This is a genomic window from Marinobacter sp. SS8-8 (assembly GCF_030540945.1).
Lineage (GTDB): Bacteria > Pseudomonadota > Gammaproteobacteria > Pseudomonadales > Oleiphilaceae > Marinobacter.
Genome location: NZ_JASSVN010000009.1, coordinates 46111 through 64779 on the forward strand (window position 1 = coordinate 46111; position 18669 = coordinate 64779).

Below are 18669 nucleotides of genomic sequence, written 5' to 3' on the forward strand. Positions count from 1 at the left end.
GGCCGCATTACGATGCCTGATTTCCAGCTCCGACACGCCTCCGGCAAGGACCTTGACGCTCTGGTTCTGCTTGAAAACCGGTGTTTCACCGAGGACCGGTTGTCCCGGCGCAGTTTCCGCCGTTTCCTGGAAATGCCCAGAGACCGGCTGATCGTCGCTGAAGCCGGCGAAGACCTGGTGGGTTACTGTCTGGTTCTGATGAGCGCTGCCACCCGCCTTGCCCGGATTTACTCCATTGCCGTCTCGCCGTTCGTGCGCGGCCAGGGTGTGGGCGAGAAACTGGTTCGGCAGGCGGAATTGGAAGCTGCTGAAGCGGGCCGCATCATCATGCGGCTGGAAGTCCGGGAGGACAACCGGGGCGCCATTAATCTGTATAAACGCCTCGGGTACCGCCAGTTCGGAACCTACCGGGACTATTACGAAGACCACGGTGATGCCCTGCGCTTTGAGCGGCGGATCCTGTTCTATGAGCCCTCCCGTGAATTTCAGGCCGTACCTTACTACCCTCAGACAACGGATTTTTCCTGTGGCCCGGCAGCGCTGATCATGGCCATGGCTGCCCTGGATGAGCAGCAACCGGTCACCACCCTGGAAGAGCTGAGAATCTGGCGAGAGGCGACCACCATCTTCATGCTGGCCGGCCACGGTGGCTGTGGCCCTCACGGGTTGGCACTGTCTGCCTGGAATCGGGGCTTTGAAGCCAGTGCATGGATCAGCATGGAGGGTGCCCTGTTCAAGGACACTGTCAGGAATGAGGACAAGAAACGGGTTCTGGAACTGGTCCACGAAGGCTTCCTGCACGACATCGGCCAGACCGGCATTCAGCTCCACCACGACCCACTCACCCTGGAAGCCATGGAAGAAGCACTGCACGAAGGTCGGGTACCGGTCATCCTGATCAGCACCTGGCAACTGAACCGGAGCCGCGTCCCGCACTGGGTGACGGTGTGCGCCATCGACGACCAGTTTGTGTACCTGCACGATCCGGAAATAGACGTGGACGCCGGTGAAACCGTCGCCGACAAGCAATACCTGCCGGTCGACAAACGGGTGTTCAGCCAGATGTCCAGCTATGGCCGCAACCAGCCTTTACAGGCGGCTGTTATCGTGGGACCCAAACGGCCGGGCTAACTACCCGGCCCGCAAAGCCGCCTCTTTCAATTCGGAGATGTCGTCCCGCAGGCGTGCAGCAGTCTCGAAATCCAGTTCCGAAGCCGCCTTGTACATCTCGTCCTCCAGGCGGGACACTTCCTTGAGAACGTCCTCGGGAGACCGGTTGCCCAATTTCACCCGGTACTGCTCCGCTTCCTCCGCCGCCTTCTGACCCGGGCGCTCCACCTTACGGCGTCCGCGGCCACCACCGCCGGCGCCTTCCATGATATCGGCAATCTTCTTGTTCAGTCCCTGGGGCGTAATGCCATGTTCTTCGTTATGGGCTTCCTGCTTCGCCCGCCGACGACCAGTCTCGTCGATAGCCCGCTGCATGGAACCGGTCATCCGGTCTCCATAGAGAATGGCTTTGCCGTGGAGATTCCGCGCCGCCCGGCCCATGGTCTGGATCAGTGAGCGCTCGGAACGCAGGAAACCCTCCTTGTCCGCATCCAGAATGGCAACCAGCGACACCTCGGGCATATCAAGTCCTTCCCGTAACAGGTTGATGCCCACCAGCACATCAAATTCCCCCCGGCGGAGGTCCCGGATGATCTCCACTCGCTCGACGGTATCGATGTCCGAGTGCAGATACCGGACCTTTATGTCGTGCTCCATCATGAAGTCCGTCAGGTCTTCCGCCATCCGCTTGGTGAGGGTGGTCACCAGAACCCGCTCCTTCACTTTCACCCGGTTGTGGATTTCGGAAAGCAGATCATCCACCTGGGTGGAGGCCGGACGAACGTCAATTTCCGGATCCAGCAGGCCGGTGGGCCGTACCACCTGCTCCACTACCTGGCCGGCATGCTCGGCTTCGTAATTGCCCGGCGTCGCAGAGACAAAAATCATCTGCGGCGCGATGCGCTCCCACTCCTCGAACCGCATCGGTCGGTTATCCAGCGCCGAAGGCAGCCGGAAACCATACTCCACCAGGGTTTCCTTGCGCGAACGGTCGCCCTTGTACATGGCGCCGATCTGGGGAATGGTCACATGGGATTCATCGACCACCAGCAGGGCATTGGGTGGCAGGTAATCAAACAGGGTTGGTGGCGCCTCACCCGGGCGGCGACCGGAGAGGTAGCGTGAGTAGTTCTCGATGCCGTTGCAGTAACCCAGTTCCATCATCATTTCGATGTCGTACCGGGTGCGTTCCTCGAGCCGTTGAGCCTCCACCAGCCGGTTATTATCCCGCAGTTGCCGGAGCCGCTCATCCAGCTCAGCCTTGATGTGCTCAATCGCATCCAGCACCTTTTGCCGGGGCGTCACGTAGTGGGACTTCGGATAGATGGTTACCCGGGGAACCCGACGCAGAACCTCACCTGTAAGCGGGTCGAAATAACTGAGATTCTCTATTTCATCATCGAACAACTCAATGCGGATGGCCTCCTTCTCGGATTCCGCCGGGAACACGTCGATTACATCGCCACGCACCCGGTAGTTGGCCCGGTGGAATTCAATGTCGTTGCGGGTGTACTGCAGTTCGGCAAGGCGACGCAGGATAAAGCGCTGATCGATCTGATCACCCCGGTCCAGATGCAGCATCATCTTCAGGTAGGACTTTGGGTCACCCAGGCCGTAGATTGAGGACACCGTCGCCACGATGATCGCATCCGACCGCTCCAGCAGGGCCTTGGTGGCGGAAAGGCGCATCTGTTCGATGTGCTCATTGATGGAGGCATCTTTCTCGATGAAAGTGTCCGACGACGGCACATAGGCTTCCGGCTGGTAGTAGTCGTAGTAGGAAACGAAATACTCCACCGCGTTGTCCGGAAAGAATTCGCGGAACTCACCATACAACTGGGCAGCCAGGGTCTTGTTGTGGGCCATGATGATGGTTGGCCGCTGCACCTGTTGGATCACGTTGGCAATGGTGAACGTTTTACCGGAACCGGTTACCCCCAGCAGCGTCTGGTGCGCCAGGCCGGAGTGGATGCCATCCACCAACTCCTTGATCGCCTTGGGCTGATCACCCGCCGGCTGGAACGGTGAATCGACCTTGAACACACCCTCTCTGGTGGAAACGCTGGGCTGATTACTGGCCATAACTGGCGGAAACCTCCGGTAGAGTTGAAGCAGGGACAAAACAGCCCCTGACATTAGAGAAATTTAGCGATACGCTGACTTCATGATACCATCGGTGTGATCGACGGCTGGGCGAAAATCAGCCAGCAGCTCTGGCGCCCGGCGGTCGCAGCCCTATCAGACGCAGCTTTAAGGAGCGCAAGTTTGGATCTTCAACTTTCCAGCCGAGTACAGGCGATCAAGCCCTCTCCCACCCTCGCAGTCACCAACAAGGCCGCCGAACTCCGCGCAGCCGGCCAGGATATTATTGGCCTGGGTGCCGGCGAACCGGACTTCGATACCCCTGATCACATCAAACAGGCAGCCATTGAAGCCATCAACAACGGCCAGACCAAATACACCGCCGTTGATGGTACGCCAGCCCTGAAGAAAGCGATTATTGCCAAGTTCAAACGGGACAACGGTCTGGATTATGAAGCCAACCAGATCTTGGTAAGCAGTGGTGGCAAACAGAGCTTTTTCAACCTCGCACTGGCCACCCTGAACCCGGGTGACGAAACCATCATCCCCGCCCCCTACTGGGTATCCTACCCGGACATGGTACTGGTGGCCGAAGGCAAGCCGGTGATCATTGAAACCGGGGCCGACACCCGCTTCAAGATCACCCCGGAACAGCTGGAAAACGCCATCACCGAGCGCACCCGCCTGTTCGTGATCAACAGCCCCTCGAACCCGAGCGGCATGGCCTACACCCAGGAAGAACTGCAGGCCATCGGCGAAGTGCTCAAGAAGCACCCGAACATCATGATCGCCACCGACGACATGTATGAGCCGATCCTGTGGACTGGCAAGCCGTTCTGCAACATCCTGAACGCCACACCGGAACTTTATGATCGCACCTTCGTACTCAATGGCGTATCCAAGGCCTACTCCATGACTGGCTGGCGTATCGGCTACGCGGCGGGTCCGGCGAAGATCATCGGCGCCATGAAGAAGATCCAGTCCCAGAGCACCTCCAACCCGGCCTCCATTTCCCAGGCAGCGGCACAGGCGGCGCTTGATGGCGACCAGGCCTGCGTGAGCGAGATGGTAAAGGCGTTCAAGGTGCGCCACGACTGGCTGGTAGAAGCCCTGAATAAATTGCCGGGCGTTGAATGCCTGCAAGGCGACGGAACCTTTTACGTGTTCCCAAGTTTCCAGGATGCCATCGACGCCGATTCCAGTGTCAGCACCGATGTGGAATTTGCCGAAAAACTGCTGAGCGACGCCGGCGTGGCACTGGTCCCGGGCTCCGCCTTCGGCTGTCCCGGTCACATGCGCCTGAGCTTCGCCACCAGCATGGATAACCTGGAAAAGGCTGTCGAACGTCTGCAGAAAGCGCTTGGCTAAAAAGTTCTGGCCAGGGGTTGACGGGGCGGTATTGCCAACTTAATATACGCGCCTCGTCACACGACGACGTTCCCCGATAGCTCAGTTGGTAGAGCAACGGACTGTTAATCCGTTTGTCGCTGGTTCGAGCCCAGCTCGGGGAGCCACTATTCTAAAAGCCCGCTAATTCTATGAGTTAGCGGGTTTTTTATTGCTTCGTTGTTTGTTTTTATCTTAGAGTTCGGCGCCGTCTCTCGCCCCAGCCTGTCAGGCATGGTGTTGTGGCGCGAACAGAGACCTAACTTTGGGTCAGAACGGGGCGGCAGGCAGGGCTTTCCAGACACGCCTGCGAAATTGGGGTCAGATGAAGGCTTTCATCTGACCCCGCGTTCACGGGCTATATCTCAAAGGATCGACACGGTGGTGTGGGGCCTCCCTCCCAAAAATGACTGTGGCCAAGGATGGCCACAGTCAAGCGCACATGGACGTGCTCGTAGCGGTTTTTGGGAGGGCGCACCCACAGCACCAGCCTCCGAGCTCGAAGGCTAGGTCAGGACTCAAAGGCCGGACAGAACTAGAGCCCTATCACCTCTGAGTGAATAGCCTCCAAGGCAGCCAACGGGTCAGACGCCTGAGTAATCGGGCGGCCGATCACCAGGAAGTCGGAACCGGCTTTGAGGGCATCTGTGGGCGTCATGATGCGCTGCTGATCGCCTTTATCGGCAGTCAGCGGACGGATACCCGGCGTGATCAGCTTGAAGTCGGCGCCCTGCTCTGCTTTGAGCTTGGGAGCCTCCTGGGCCGAGCAGACGACGCCGTCGAGGCCGCAGTTTTTGGTGAGGGTTGCAAGCCTTGATACCTGGGTTTCCGGGGAATCGATGATGCCGATGCCAGCCAGGTCGTCTGCGTTCATGCTGGTGAGGACCGTCACGGCGATCAACAGCGGGCGGTCCTTGCCAAAGGCTTCCAGGCGTTCCCGGCAAGCCGTCATCATCTTCTCACCGCCCGAGGCATGGACATTCACCATCCAGACGCCGAGGTCGGCCGCTGCCGCAACCGCCGCCGAGGTGGTGTTCGGAATGTCGTGGAATTTCAGGTCCAGGAACACCTCGAAGCCACGCATTTGCAATCTCTCGACCAGTTGCGGGCCGAACCGGGTAAACAGCTCTTTGCCCACTTTCAGGCGGCATTTGCTCGGGTCCAGTTTCTCCACCAGTTCCAGGGCCGGATTCTGTGAGGAAAAGTCCAGGGCGATAATGATCTTGGGATCGTTAGCGGTTTGCACGTTCAGTTGTCCTGCGGAGATTCGGTAAAGGATTATTCGGCTTCAACGCCCTGGATCGGGCGGACGGTTTCCCACTGTTTGCAGCTTGGGCACAGCCAGTGCAGCTGGCGTCCGGAGAAGCCGCAGCTGACGCACCGGTAGACCGGGCGATTGGCAAGAATCAGGTGGCCGATGCGGCTCACCAGCCTGCCTTCGTCGGTGGTCATGCCTTTTTCGTAGCCCGCCATTTCCACCAGCCGCAACAAGCCGCGGACGCTTGGGCGGGTCTCCAGTTCCTGCCGTAGCAGATCGATCGCAGCAGATCGGCCAGAGGCCCGCTCCACGGATTCGACCAGTGCCAGCAATAAACTTGTGCTCGGATAACTCTCGTAAAGCTTACGCAGTTTTTTCGCCAGGCGTCCGATATCACCGTGCTCGTGCTCAAGCTTCATCAGGCGGTCAATCGCTTCCGGACCAAACTCCGGATTCTGGTCGAAGACTTTCAGGCTGTGATTGCCAGCCTCTCGGAAACTGCCCTGGCGAACCAGCAGCTTCATCAGTATCAGGGTGGCACGCACACAGGAACCATCGTAATCCAGCGCTTCCCGAGCGAGCTTCTGTGCCTCCCAGCGATCATCCTGTTTCAACGCTTCCTCGGCACGCTCACAGGTCAGGTAAGCCAGAACCTTGAGCAGGGCGGAATCGGCATCGCCAACGGTCGTCAGTGTTCGGGCGACCTCCGCCGCTTTGGCCCACTCCTTTTCCTGCTGGTACAGATCAATCAGTTGCAGGGAGGAGTGCCGGCCATATTCCCGGTCACCCATGAGCTGCTGCAGCAGTGCTTCGGCACGATCCAGCAAGCCGGCGTTGAGGTAATCCCGTGCCAGTTCCAGGGTAACCTGCGGAGAAAATCGTGGTGGCAATTCAGGTCTTGCCAGAAGGTTCTGATGAATCAATATGGCTCGGTCCGTTTCGCCCTTGTTGCGAAAATGGCTGCCTATCGAGAGGTGCAGGCTGACGGTGTCCTTGTTAACAGCAAGGGACTGTACGAAGTTCTCGACCGCCTGGTCGGAATAATTGGTAAAGAGGAACTGGAGGCGATCTTTAACCGATTCCTCGTCGGAAATCGTTGCCTTTGAGCGGCTTTCGTTGCTTCCCAGCCGGCCAACCAGCCAGCCAACGGCAACTGCAACCGTCAGCAGCAGCCACTGAAGTACAATATCCATTAAAGCGTCCGGTCGTTCTGGGCCCTGGATTTTTCCAATGCCCGCTCCGCACGATCAAGTCGTTTCTGCAGGGCTCGCCGGGACACCGAGGTACGGACGGTGGCCAGCAGGGTAATCAGTACGCCAACCAGCGCACCGATAACAAAGGCCATGATGATCCAGACGGCTACGCCATGAGGCTGGGTTTCAAACAGCAGAAAATTGAGGGACACCGCCATTTGGTTGTTAAGCGAAAACACCAGTGCCAGCAGAACCAGGACCAAAACCAACAGAATAATGAGGATTTTCTGCAATCCTGCCATAGAGATAGCACTCCCAAGGGGCTGACTAAGCCTGAATTATACGCATTCCCTGAGCAGCGGTTAAAAACCTTTCTTCAGGCTGTCGTTAACCTGCTCTCTCAATTCCTTTCCCGGCTTGAAGTGCGGCACAAACTTGGCCGGTAACTGGACAGCCTCACCGGTTTTCGGATTGCGACCGGTACGCGCCGCCCGGTGATGAAGGGAAAAGCTGCCAAATCCCCGGATCTCAATTCTCTGACCATCGGCAAGCGACTGGGACATGTGCTCAATAATGGTTTTTACAGCCAATTCGACATCTTTAACGGAGAGCTGAGTCTGCTTTGAAGCAATCAGCTCGACCAGTTCGGACTTCGTCATGAGGCGTTTCCCTCTTACATTATTATTCGGCCGTCTGTTACCGGATTCCCATGACTACCTAGTTTAGCCAAACCAGAAAAAAACACAAAAAAAACGGGCTCTTAGAGCCCGTTTTTTTCACACCAACCGGAAATTCATTCCTTATTGGCGTTTTGCTGCTGCATCTGCTCCTTGATGAGATCACCAATGGTGGTCGCACCAGAAGAGGTTTCGGCAGTCTTGGTCCGCACATTTTCCAGGGCCTGCTTGTCGTCCTCAACGTCTTTGGACTTCACAGACAGGTTGATAATGCGGTTCTTGCGATCAATGCTGATGATCTTCGCTTCTACTTCTTCGCCTTCCTTCAGCGCGTTGCGTGCGTCTTCAACACGGTCACGGCTGATTTCAGAGGCTTTCAGTACCGCCTCAACTTCGTCGTTCAGGGCAATGGTAGCGGCCTTGGCATCAACTGCAGACACGGTACCCTTAACGATAGAACCCTTGTCGTTCAGTTGGACAAACTCGGCGAAAGGATCGCTTTCGAGCTGCTTGATACCCAGGGAGATACGCTCACGCTCCGGATCAACAGACAGGATAACGGTTTCAACTTCGTCACCCTTCTTGTATTCGCGAACCGCTTCTTCGCCGGTCTCGTTCCAGCTGATGTCAGACAGGTGGACCAGACCGTCGATGCCGCCATCCAGACCGATGAAGATACCAAAGTCAGTGATTGACTTGATCTTGCCGGAGATGCGATCACCCTTGTTGAAGTTGCTGGAGAAATCTTCCCACGGGTTGGATACGCATTGCTTGATACCCAGGGAAATACGACGACGCTCTTCGTCGATATCCAGAATCATCACGCCCACTTCGTCGCCGACCTGGACAACCTTGGACGGATGGATATTCTTGTTGGTCCAATCCATTTCAGACACGTGAACCAGACCTTCAACACCTTCTTCCAGCTCGGCAAAGCAGCCGTAGTCAGTCAGATTGGTGACGCGTGCAGTAACCTTGCTGCCTTCCGGGTAACGACCCTTGATATCAACCCAGGGATCTTCGCCCAGCTGCTTCAGGCCGAGGGACACTCGGTTGCGCTCACGATCAAACTTCAGAACCTTGACACTGATCTCATCGCCCACATTGACGATTTCGCTCGGATGCTTGATACGCTTCCAGGCCATATCGGTAATGTGCAGCAGGCCGTCAACGCCTCCCAGATCCACGAACGCGCCGTAGTCGGTCAGGTTCTTGACGATACCCTTGATTTCCATACCTTCAGTCAGGGTTTCCAGCAGAGCTTCACGCTCAGCACTGTTTTCAGCTTCCAGAACCGCGCGGCGGGAAACAACCACGTTGTTACGCTTCTGGTCGAGCTTGATAACCTTGAATTCGAGTTCCTTGTTCTCCAGGTGCGCGGTATCGCGGACCGGACGAACGTCTACCAGCGAGCCAGGCAGGAAGGCACGGATGCCGGCCAGATCGACGGTGAAACCACCCTTGACCTTACCGTTGATGATACCTTTAACCACTTCCTCAGCTTCGAAGGACTTCTCGAGTACCTTCCAGGCTTCTGCACGCTTGGCCTTTTCACGGGACAGACGGGTTTCACCGAAACCGTCTTCCACAGCGTCGAGAGCTACATCGACAACATCGCCGATAGCAATTTCCAACTCGCCTTTTTCGTTCAGGAACTGGGAGGCGGGGATAACGCCTTCGGACTTCAGCCCGGCGTTAACGGTGACCCAGTCGTTGTCGACGTCAACTACGGTTCCCTGGACGATGGAACCCGGCTGCATATCAATTTCTTTCAGGCTTTCTTCAAAAAGATCCGCAAAGCTCTCGCTCATTATGAGTCCTATATGATCAACGCAAGTGTGCTCCGTGCCACCAGCAACACGGTCTGTTAATAAGTTCCGGATCAAGCCTGTGGCTGGCAGATAACGCTACATCCGGCATTTCAACGACAAAAAGGTGTAGTCAGGCCTGACCTGCCGCGGCCATACACCTGCCTAACACCTCTTCTATACTCAATCCCGTAGAATCAATGACTTGCGCATCATCTGCGGGCTTGAGAGGGGCTGCGGAACGGTTTATATCCCGTTCATCACGAACCCGTATCTCCTCTAAAAGGGCGTCAATATTAACATCGACACCCGCGCCCTTCAACTGGCTGTAACGCCTTCTGGCTCTCTCCTCGGCGCTTGCCGTCAGGAAAATCTTGACCGGCGCATCCGGGAACACCACGGTTCCCATATCCCGGCCATCGGCCACCAGGCCCGGAGCCTGCCGGAAGTCCCGCTGGCGCTGCAACAGCGCGTCCCGGACCGGCTGCATCACAGCCACTTTCGACGCGTTATCCCCGGCGGATTCCGTACGTATATCTGCGGTCACGTCCTGCCCTGCCAGAATAACCCGAACCGGCTCACCCTCGGGCGTGGGTTCGAACGCCACATCCAGCCCGGCAGCCACTTTGACCAGCCCTTCTTCGTCGTTCAGGGCGACACCCTGCCGAACGGCGGCCAGAGCCGTCAGCCGGTACAGGGCCCCGCTATCCAGCAAATGCCAGCCCAGCTTCCTGGCGAGCATTTGGGTAACGGTGCCCTTGCCGGATCCGCCGGGGCCATCCACCGTGATCACCGGCGCGCTGTTATCCGCCATTATTCAGCCCCCTCGGCTGAAATATTGATTCCCGTACTCTTTGCGAGCGCCACAAATCCCGGGAAAGACGTTGCCACATTGGCGCAGTCGGTCACGGTAATATCGCCTTTGGCCCGAAGCGACGCCACTGCGAAAGACATGGCGATGCGGTGGTCGCCGCGGCTGTTGACGGCGCCGCCGCCAATGGTCTGGCCGCCATCAATGATGATGCCATCCGGCGTTACGGTGGTTTCAACACCGAGGGCGGCAAGGCCATCTGCCATCACCTGAATCCGGTCACTTTCCTTGACCCGCAACTCCTCGGCGCCACGCAGTACCGTGCGGCCGGTGGCGCAGGTGGCCGCAATAAACAACACCGGGAATTCGTCAATCGCCAGTGGCACCTGGTCTTCGGGAATATCAATACCCTGAAGTTCCGCCGAACGCACCCGCAGATCGGCCACCGGCTCGCCACCGATTTCTCGCTCGTCCAGAACCTCAATATTGGCGCCCATCTGGCGCAGGATATTGATCACCCCCACCCGGGTCGGGTTCATACCTACATGGCGAAGGATCAGATCGGAACCGGGCGCAATACTCGCAGCCACCAGGAAAAAGGCCGAGGAAGAAATGTCGGCAGGCACGTCAATGTTTGTGGCAGTCAGCTTGCCACCGCCACTGACACTGGCCGTCGCGCCGTCGCGGTGGACGTGATAGCCGAAGCCCGCCAGCATGCGCTCGGTATGATCCCGCGTGGGTGCCGGCTCGGTAACCGATGTGCTGCCTTCAGCGTAGAGCCCGGCCAGCAGGAGGCAGGATTTCACCTGGGCGCTGGCTACCGGCATTTCATAATGGATACCGGACAGCTTCTGGCCACCCCGTATTTTCAGCGGCGGACGACCACCTTTGGCCGTGTCAATCACTGCCCCCATGGCTCGCAACGGGTCTGCAACCCGGCCCATGGGGCGGCCGGAGAGACTGGCGTCGCCGGTCAGCTCAGAGTCGAACGGCTGGGCTGCCAGCAGGCCTGCAAACAGGCGCATCGCGGTTCCGGAGTTACCAAGGTACAAGGGGCCACGGGGCGCCTGCAACCCATGCATGCCAACACCGTGAATCCGGACGAAGCCGTCCTCCGGGCCTTCGATCGTGACACCCATATCCCGAAACGCCTGAAGCGTTGCCAGGCTGTCCTCCCCCTCCAGGAATCCCTTAACCTCGGTGACGCCGTTGGCAAGCGCACCCAACATGATGGAACGGTGCGACATGGATTTGTCGCCGGGCACCCGGATATCACCGGAAATAGCGCCACCGGGCTGAAGACGGAACGTTACTTGCCTTTCACTGTTTTTTGTCACGTAAGCCTGTCCTGAGAGCATCTTTGAAAAATGTTCACGCGCCGCCTTGGCGCGACTGAAGACCCTTAACAGGGTCGCACTGTCCTGGTCAGCAATGGCCGTGCGCAGCTGTTCCAGGTCGTGAGTAAAATGGTCGATTACCCGAAGAACCGCCTCGCGATTCGAGAGAAAGATATCGTGCCACATCACCGGATCACTGGCAGCAATCCGGGTAAAGTCCCGGAACCCACCGGCCGCGTAACGGAAAATGTCCATGTTCCCGTCTTCACCCGCCAGGGTATCGACCAGAGAAAAGGCAATCAGATGGGGCAAATGGCTAGTGGCCGCCAGCACTTCGTCGTGATAGGCCACAGACATGGTCAGCACTGTCGCGCCACAGCCTTCCCAGAGTCCTTTCAGCCGTGTCAGATGCGGCTCACTGACATTGTCCGGAGGCGTAAGAATCACCTTGTGGTTGGCGAACAGCTCCGGACTGGCCGCCCGGATGCCGCTCTTTTCAGAGCCCGCGATCGGATGACCGGGAATCACCAGCGGCGAAAGGCCGCCAAACACGGCCTCAACATCGGCGACAAAACTGGACTTGGTACTACCTACATCCGTTAGCACTGCTCCGGGCTCCAGGCAGGAGCGAACTTCTTCCAGAACCGTGCGGGTTGCCCTTACCGGCACCGCAAGCACCACCAGATCAGCACCCTTGACGGCATCAGCCACGGTAGGCGCGGCCTCATCTATAACACCGAGCTCTTTGCCGAGTTGCAGCTCCTCGCAGCGCTGGTCTGCAGCAACCACCCTGCCTGCCAGGCCATTACGCCGGATAGCACTGGCCAGGGAGCCGCCAATCAGCCCCAGACCAATCACTGCAACCCGTTTAAAAAGAGGTTCGGAAAGCTCCATGTCAGTCGCTCAATCCAGAGGATGTCAGTGCCTGGGCCAGCGCATCGATAAACCGTTCGTTCTCTTCCGGAAGCCCAACCGAGACTCGGAGATGGCGCGGCATGCCATAACCTGCAATCGGGCGGACAATCACGCCGTGAGCCAGAAGGGTCTGGTATACCCCCATGGCCTGCTCACCCACTTCCACCGCAATAAAGTTGCCGGCAGAGGGAATGTAACTGAGCCCCATGCGCTCAAATGCCTGCTCAAGCTGGCGCAGGCCGGCACTGTTCACTTCTCGGGAGCGCCGAAGGTAGTCTTCGTCATCCAGCACCGCGGTGGCCGCAGACAGTGCAACCGTGCCGACATTAAAGGGTTGGCGTACGCGGTTGAGGATGTCGGCAATGGCTGCAGAGCTGATGCTGTAGCCCACCCGCAAGGCGGCAAGCCCCCAGGCTTTGGAGAAGGTCCGGCACACGATCAGGTTCGGGAACCGGGAAAGCAGTTCAACACCGTCGGGATAGTCGCTGCCGGTCAGGTATTCGCAGTAGGCCTCATCCAGCACCACCAGGACGTTGGCCGGAATCTTCTCCAGGAAGGCCTCAATGGCATCGGCCTTATGCACCGTACCCGTGGGATTGTTCGGGTTGGCGACAAAAACCAGCCTGGTACAGTCGGTGACCGCCGCCGCCATCGCATCCAGATCATGCCCCCATTCCCGGGCCGGCACGAACACGCCCTTTGCGCCAATGGCCTGGGTCACCAGAGGATAAATGGCGAACGCATACTGGGAAAAAATGACGTCCGAACCGGCATCGGCAAAACAGCGGGTGATCACTTCCAGAACGTCATTGGAGCCATTGCCAAGAGTGATCCGATCCAGCCCGATACCCAGGCGCTTTGACAGCGCCTGCTTGAGATTGAAGCCGTTGCCGTCCGGATACAGGCAAAGTTCAGACAAGGCCTGGCGGGCAGCAGAAAGCGCCTTTTCGCTAGGCCCAAGCGGGTTTTCATTGCTGGCAAGCTTGATGATTTCAGCCGGATTCAGCCCCAGTTCCCGGGCCAGTTCCTCAATCGGTTTTCCTGGCTGGTAGGGCGACAATGCCCGCACGCCCCGGACCGCCAGATCCTGGTAATCAATGGCCATAAATCGTCCTCGACACTCTTTACTCAAAAAACGCCGGTTCGGGTTACTCAAAGAACGCCTATCGGGTAGGAACCCAACCGCTTGAGCTCAACGGCTTCGTCCTCCACTTCTGCGAGAACCTTGCCCACCTGATCGCCCTCCATATGCCCTTCAAAATCGATGTAGAATACATAGGCCCAGGTACCACTGGGCGACGGTCGGGTTTCGATACGGGTCAGGCTGAGGCCATGGCGATGGAACGGCTCAAGCAACTGGTACAGCGCACCCGGTTTGTTTCGCATGGAAACCAGAATGGAGGTCTTGTCGTGACCGCTGGCAGGGACTTCTTCCCGGCCGATGATCAGGAAGCGTGTGGTATTGTCCGGACGGTCTTCAATGCTGTTGGCCAGTTTTTCCAGGCCATAAAGCTCAGCCGCCATGTCGCCGGCAATCGCCGCCGTTCCGGGCTCTGTGCCTGCGCGTCGCGCCGCTTCGGCATTGCTGGAAACTGTCACCCGCTCAACACCATAACGGTGGGTGTCCAGCCACTGGCGACACTGGGCAAACGACTGCTGATGGGAATAGATCCGGGTAACTTCCTGATCCTTGTGCTTGGGAGACACCAGCAAGTGGTGGTGAATCCGCAGTTGCACTTCACCACAGATTTTCAGGGGCGAGGACATGAACATATCGAGGGTGTGATTGATCATGCCCTCAGTGGAGTTCTCCACCGGCACCACACCGTAATGGGCAGCACCGGATTCAACCTCCCGGAATACCGCATCAATCGCGGGCAACGGCACGCTGATCACCGAATGACCAAAATGCTTGAGCGCTGCTGCCTGGGTGAAGGTACCCACCGGCCCCAGGAAGGCAATGTGCATGGGCTTTTCCAACGCCAGGCAGGCCGACATGATTTCCCGGAACAGACGAGCCATTTCCTCACCGGACAATGGCCCCGGGTTCTGTTCCTTGATTCGGCGCAACACCTGGGCTTCCCGCTCCGGGCGATAGAAAAACACATCCTGCCCCGGATTGGCAGTCGTCTTGACGTGGGCGACTTCCTGGGCACAGGTTGCCCGGGCGCTGATCAGCTCCATGAGTTTCTGATCAATCTGATCAATCTCGCCCCTCAGCTCTGCGAGCCGGACCTGCTCATCACTCATGATCAGCCACGCTCCTTCGCAAATTCAGTCATATACTCGATCAGAGCATCAACACCCGCCTCGGGCATCGCGTTGTAAATGCTTGCACGCATCCCACCTACCGAGCGGTGGCCGGCCAGGTTCAGTAGGCCACGGGCATTCGCTCCCTTCAGGAATTCACCGTTCAGGGCGTCGTCTGCCAGGGTAAACGGCACGTTCATCCTGGACCGGAAACGTGGGTCAATGGGGTTGGCGTAGAAATCATGGGCGTCGATGAAGCCATAAAGCTTCCCGGCCTTGCGCAGATTCACGTCACCCATGGCCGCCAGGCCACCCTGCTCTTTGAGCCACTGGAACACCAGGCCCGACAGATACCAGGAATAGGTCGCGGGGGTGTTGTACATGGACCTGTTATCGGCAATCACCTGATAGTTCATCATGGTGGGGGTCTCCCTGCGGGCCTTGCCCAGCAGATCCTTGCGGATAATGACTAGCACCAGCCCGGAGGGACCGATGTTTTTCTGTGCGCCGGCATAGATCAGGCCGAATGCAGAAACATCCACCGGGCGGGACAGCATGTTGGAGGACATATCCGCCACCAGCGGAACCGATGGGCTTTCCGGGATAAAATCGAACTCCAGGCCACCGATGGTTTCGTTGGGCGTATAATGCAGGTACGCCGCATCGGCATTGGTCTGCCAGGAGGATTGGTCCGGGATCGTGGTAAAGCCGCTGTCTTCGGAGCTGGCTGCCACGTCCACCTTGCCGTAACGGCTGGCTTCAGCAATGGCTTTCCCGGACCAGATGCCCGTATTCACATAGTCAGCAGAGCCTTTGTCTCCCAGCAGGTTCAGGGGAATAGTGGAAAACTGGCTGGACGCCCCACCCTGCATAAAGAGAACGGCGTAATCGTCCGACACGCCGGCCAGTTCACGCAGATCATTTTCCGCAGTTTCGGCAATCTCGACAAACTCGTCACTGCGATGGCTCATTTCCATCACCGACATGCCGGTACCGCGCCAGTCGAGCATTTCATCCCGCGCCTGACGAAGCACGCTTTCCGGCAAGGTTGCCGGGCCTGCACAAAAATTATACGCCCTGCTCATGCTGCTGTGATCTCTCAAGTCTTGCTGAATCTGTCTATATGGCGGAGCCGGCTTATTCTTCGCCGGCACCCTCACCTTCTTCGCCTTCTTTCGGGCTGCTGTCTGCCGCCTCGGCGCCACCTTCACCCTCGACTTCACCCTCACCTTCACCGTCGAGTGCTTCGTCATAGGTTTCAGCAATGCGCTCTACGCCTACCAGGCGCTCATCTTCCTGGCTGAGCTTGATCAGCCGCACACCCTGGGTGTTCCGGCTCAGGACGGACACCTCGTCGGTACGAGTTCGCACCAGCGTACCCTTGTCCGAAATCAGCATCATTTCATCACCATCGAACAGCTGCAGGGCTGTAACCAGGTTGCCGTTCCGCTCAGAGCACTGCATGGCAATAACGCCCTGGCTGCCCCGCCCATAGGTCGGGAATTCGTCGATGGCGGTACGCTTGCCGTAACCGTTTTCGCTGGCGGTCAGAATCACACCGCCTTCCTGCGGAATGATCAGGGACACCACATGGTGACCTTCCGGCATCCGGATGCCGCGAACACCGCGGGCTGTCCGGCTCATCGGACGCACCGCTTCCTCAGCAAAGCGAACGGCCTTGCCGGCGGTGGAGAACAGCATCACTTCAGCATCGCCCTTGGTAATGGCAGCGCCAATCAGGGTATCGCCCTCATCCAGATTCAGGGCAATCAGGCCGCTGCTGCGCGGGCGTGAGAAGTTCGGTAGCGGGGTTTTCTTGACCACACCGTTCGAGGTGGCCATCAGCACAAACTGGTCTTCCGGGTAGTCACGCACCGGCAGGAAGGTGGTGATACGCTCACCTTCTTCCAGCGGCAGGATGTTGACCATCGGGCGGCCACGGGAAGCCCGGCTGGCCCGCGGAATCTCGAACACCCGCAACCAGTAGACCTTGCCGCGGTTCGAAAAGCACAGAATGGTGTCGTGGGAATTGGCGACGAGCAACTTCTCAACGAAGTCTTCATCCTTCATGGAGGTCGCAGCCTTGCCCCGGCCACCACGGCGCTGAGCCTGGTAATCTTCCACGGCCTGGGTCTTGGCATAACCGCTGTGGGAAATGGTGACCACGAGATCTTCTTCGTCAATCAGATCGGCAATGGTCAGATCACGCTGGGAGCTGGTGATCTCGGTGCGGCGCTCATCGCCGAATTCGGAAACAACCGCCTCCAGTTCTTCGCGGATAACCTGCATCAGGCGGTCCGGGTCGCCCAGAATTTCCAGCAGGCCGGCAATCTTTTCGAGGATGTCCTTGTATTCGTTCTGGAGCTTCTCGGTTTCAAGACCGGTCAGGCGGTGCAGACGCATATCCAGGATCGCCTGGGTCTGCTCCGGAGACAGGTAGTACAGGCCGTTTCGGAGGCCATAGATTTCCGGCAGGTCGTCCGGGCGACAGGCGTCTTCGCCGGCACGCTCCAGCATGGCCATCACATCGCCCGGGGCCCAGCCCCTGGCCATCAGCTTTTCTTTGGCTTCCACCGAACTGGGCGAGGCCTTGATCAGTTCGATCATCTCATCAATGTTGGCCAGCGCAACCGTGAGGCCTTCGAGGATATGGCCACGTTCGCGGGCCTTGCGCAGTTCATAGATGGTCCGGCGGGTAACCACCTCACGGCGGTGGCGCACGAACGCATCGAGCATCTGCTTGAGGTTCAGCGTTTTCGGCTCGCCATTGATCAGCGCCACCATGTTGATACCGAACACCGTCTGCAACTGGGTGTGGGCGAACAGGTTATTGACCACCACATCCGGATTTTCGCCCCGGCGCAGTTCGATCACAACCCGGATACCTTCCTTGTTGGATTCGTCCCGCAGTTCGGTAATACCCTCGAGGCGCTTCTCTTTCACCAGCTCGGCGATCTTTTCGATCAGACGGGCCTTGTTCAGCTGATACGGCAGCTCGGTGATGATGACGGCGTCGCGGTTGGTTTTGTTATCGTGCTCGATTTCATGGCGGGCACGGACATAGATGCGGCCACGGCCGGTGCGGTAGGCCTCGACAATGCCCGCACGGCCATTGATGATGCCCTCGGTCGGGAAGTCAGGGCCGGGAATGAAGCCCATCAGTTCATCAATGGTGAGATCCGGATTGTCAATCAGCGCCAGGCAGCCGTTGACCACTTCCGTCAGGTTGTGGGGCGGAATATTGGTGGCCATTCCCACGGCGATACCGGAGGAACCATTCACCAGCAGGTTCGGAACCCGGGTAGGCAGAACCTCGGGAATCCGCTCGGTGCCGTCGTAGTTATCAACGAAATCGACGGTTTCCTTGTCCAGATCCGCCAGCAGGGAGTGGGCGATCTTCTCCATGCGAATCTCGGTGTAACGCATGGCTGCGGCATTATCACCATCAATGGAACCGAAGTTGCCCTGGCCGTCAACCAGCGGGTAGCGCAGCGAGAAAGGCTGGGCCATACGTACGATGGTGTCGTAAACCGCAGAGTCACCATGGGGGTGGTATTTACCGATAACGTCACCCACCACACGGGCGGACTTCTTGTAGGCTTTGTTCCAGTCGTTGTTCAGTTCGGACATGGCGAACAGAACCCGGCGGTGAACCGGCTTGAGGCCGTCCCTCACATCCGGGAGCGCCCGCCCGACGATAACGCTCATGGCGTAATCGAGGTAGGACTGTTTTAACTCATCTTCAATATTGACCGGCAGGATCTCTTTGGCTAACTCACCCATCGAGAAAGGTTCCTTTGCGTTATCTGGAAGTCGTATCGGGGCCGTGTCCGGGCCCCATA

At 58.1% G+C, this 18669-nt stretch carries 14 protein-coding genes and 1 tRNA gene; 3 read left to right on the top strand and 12 right to left on the bottom strand.

What is annotated here, in order from left to right:
- Positions 1–12 precede the first annotated feature (12 nt).
- Complete coding sequence (gene rimI, locus QPL96_RS10740; RefSeq protein WP_303287376.1) at positions 13–1131, top strand: ribosomal protein S18-alanine N-acetyltransferase; 1119 nt, start codon at positions 13–15, stop codon at positions 1129–1131.
- On the opposite strand, the gene uvrB is transcribed toward rimI, so the two are convergent.
- Complete coding sequence (gene uvrB, locus QPL96_RS10745; protein ID WP_303287377.1) at positions 1132–3192, bottom strand: excinuclease ABC subunit UvrB; 2061 nt, start codon at positions 3190–3192, stop codon at positions 1132–1134.
- Positions 3193–3375: 183 nt separating this feature from the next.
- On the opposite strand from uvrB, the gene QPL96_RS10750 reads away from it, so the two are divergent.
- Together QPL96_RS10750 and QPL96_RS10755 are read left to right on the top strand one after the other, a co-directional pair.
- A complete protein-coding gene (locus QPL96_RS10750; protein WP_303287378.1) occupies positions 3376–4560 on the top strand; it encodes a pyridoxal phosphate-dependent aminotransferase in 1185 nt (394 codons plus the stop codon).
- 70 nt (positions 4561–4630) lie between these two features.
- A tRNA-Asn gene (locus tag QPL96_RS10755) sits at positions 4631–4706 on the top strand.
- Between the two features lie 407 nt (positions 4707–5113).
- Here QPL96_RS10755 and pyrF read toward each other — a convergent pair.
- The 11 genes from pyrF to gyrA form a co-directional block, all read right to left on the bottom strand.
- A complete protein-coding gene (gene pyrF, locus QPL96_RS10760; protein ID WP_303287379.1) occupies positions 5114–5824 on the bottom strand; it encodes an orotidine-5'-phosphate decarboxylase in 711 nt (236 codons plus the stop codon).
- A 32-nt stretch (positions 5825–5856) separates the two neighbouring features.
- Entirely contained in the window at positions 5857–7029 is a 1173-nt protein-coding gene (gene lapB, locus QPL96_RS10765; RefSeq protein WP_303287380.1) for a lipopolysaccharide assembly protein LapB, read from the bottom strand.
- Complete coding sequence (locus QPL96_RS10770) at positions 7029–7331, bottom strand: LapA family protein (protein WP_303287381.1); 303 nt, start codon at positions 7329–7331, stop codon at positions 7029–7031. The genes lapB and QPL96_RS10770 overlap by 1 nt, the downstream gene beginning before the upstream one ends.
- A gap of 60 nt (positions 7332–7391) precedes the next feature.
- Complete coding sequence (locus tag QPL96_RS10775) at positions 7392–7688, bottom strand: integration host factor subunit beta (protein WP_007154691.1); 297 nt, start codon at positions 7686–7688, stop codon at positions 7392–7394.
- 134 nt (positions 7689–7822) lie between these two features.
- A complete protein-coding gene (gene rpsA, locus QPL96_RS10780) occupies positions 7823–9517 on the bottom strand; it encodes a 30S ribosomal protein S1 (protein ID WP_303287382.1) in 1695 nt (564 codons plus the stop codon).
- A 130-nt stretch (positions 9518–9647) separates the two neighbouring features.
- Positions 9648–10328, bottom strand: coding sequence for a (d)CMP kinase (gene cmk / locus QPL96_RS10785; protein WP_303287383.1), 681 nt, complete (start codon positions 10326–10328; stop codon positions 9648–9650).
- A complete protein-coding gene (locus tag QPL96_RS10790; protein WP_303287384.1) occupies positions 10328–12556 on the bottom strand; it encodes a bifunctional prephenate dehydrogenase/3-phosphoshikimate 1-carboxyvinyltransferase in 2229 nt (742 codons plus the stop codon). Before QPL96_RS10790 ends, cmk begins: the two co-directional genes overlap by 1 nt.
- Position 12557: 1 nt before the next feature.
- Positions 12558–13682: a histidinol-phosphate transaminase gene (hisC, locus tag QPL96_RS10795; protein WP_303287385.1), complete on the bottom strand. Its 1125-nt coding sequence runs from the start codon at positions 13680–13682 to the stop codon at positions 12558–12560.
- 47 nt (positions 13683–13729) lie between these two features.
- Positions 13730–14827 carry a prephenate dehydratase gene (pheA, locus tag QPL96_RS10800; RefSeq protein WP_303287386.1) on the bottom strand — a complete coding sequence of 366 codons (1098 nt, stop codon included), beginning with the start codon at positions 14825–14827 and terminating at the stop codon, positions 13730–13732.
- A gap of 2 nt (positions 14828–14829) precedes the next feature.
- Complete coding sequence (gene serC, locus QPL96_RS10805; protein ID WP_303287387.1) at positions 14830–15912, bottom strand: 3-phosphoserine/phosphohydroxythreonine transaminase; 1083 nt, start codon at positions 15910–15912, stop codon at positions 14830–14832.
- A gap of 52 nt (positions 15913–15964) precedes the next feature.
- Positions 15965–18610, bottom strand: coding sequence for a DNA gyrase subunit A (gyrA, locus tag QPL96_RS10810; protein WP_303287388.1), 2646 nt, complete (start codon positions 18608–18610; stop codon positions 15965–15967).
- Between the last annotated feature and the right edge of the window lie 59 nt (positions 18611–18669).

What these genes read in the sequence shown, in the direction of transcription:
- QPL96_RS10770 (WP_303287381.1), bottom strand. Translation starts at nt 7,331, where the DNA reads ATGGCAGGATTGCAGAAAATCCTCATTATTCTGTTGGTTTTGGTCCTG.
- rimI (WP_303287376.1), top strand. Translation starts at nt 13, where the DNA reads ATGCCTGATTTCCAGCTCCGACACGCCTCCGGCAAGGACCTTGACGCT.
- serC (WP_303287387.1), bottom strand. Translation starts at nt 15,912, where the DNA reads ATGAGCAGGGCGTATAATTTTTGTGCAGGCCCGGCAACCTTGCCGGAA.
- cmk (WP_303287383.1), bottom strand. Translation starts at nt 10,328, where the DNA reads ATGGCGGATAACAGCGCGCCGGTGATCACGGTGGATGGCCCCGGCGGA.
- QPL96_RS10775 (WP_007154691.1), bottom strand. Translation starts at nt 7,688, where the DNA reads ATGACGAAGTCCGAACTGGTCGAGCTGATTGCTTCAAAGCAGACTCAG.
- pheA (WP_303287386.1), bottom strand. Translation starts at nt 14,827, where the DNA reads ATGAGTGATGAGCAGGTCCGGCTCGCAGAGCTGAGGGGCGAGATTGAT.
- uvrB (WP_303287377.1), bottom strand. Translation starts at nt 3,192, where the DNA reads ATGGCCAGTAATCAGCCCAGCGTTTCCACCAGAGAGGGTGTGTTCAAG.
- QPL96_RS10790 (WP_303287384.1), bottom strand. Translation starts at nt 12,556, where the DNA reads ATGGAGCTTTCCGAACCTCTTTTTAAACGGGTTGCAGTGATTGGTCTG.
- hisC (WP_303287385.1), bottom strand. Translation starts at nt 13,682, where the DNA reads ATGGCCATTGATTACCAGGATCTGGCGGTCCGGGGCGTGCGGGCATTG.
- gyrA (WP_303287388.1), bottom strand. Translation starts at nt 18,610, where the DNA reads ATGGGTGAGTTAGCCAAAGAGATCCTGCCGGTCAATATTGAAGATGAG.
- lapB (WP_303287380.1), bottom strand. Translation starts at nt 7,029, where the DNA reads ATGGATATTGTACTTCAGTGGCTGCTGCTGACGGTTGCAGTTGCCGTT.
- rpsA (WP_303287382.1), bottom strand. Translation starts at nt 9,517, where the DNA reads ATGAGCGAGAGCTTTGCGGATCTTTTTGAAGAAAGCCTGAAAGAAATT.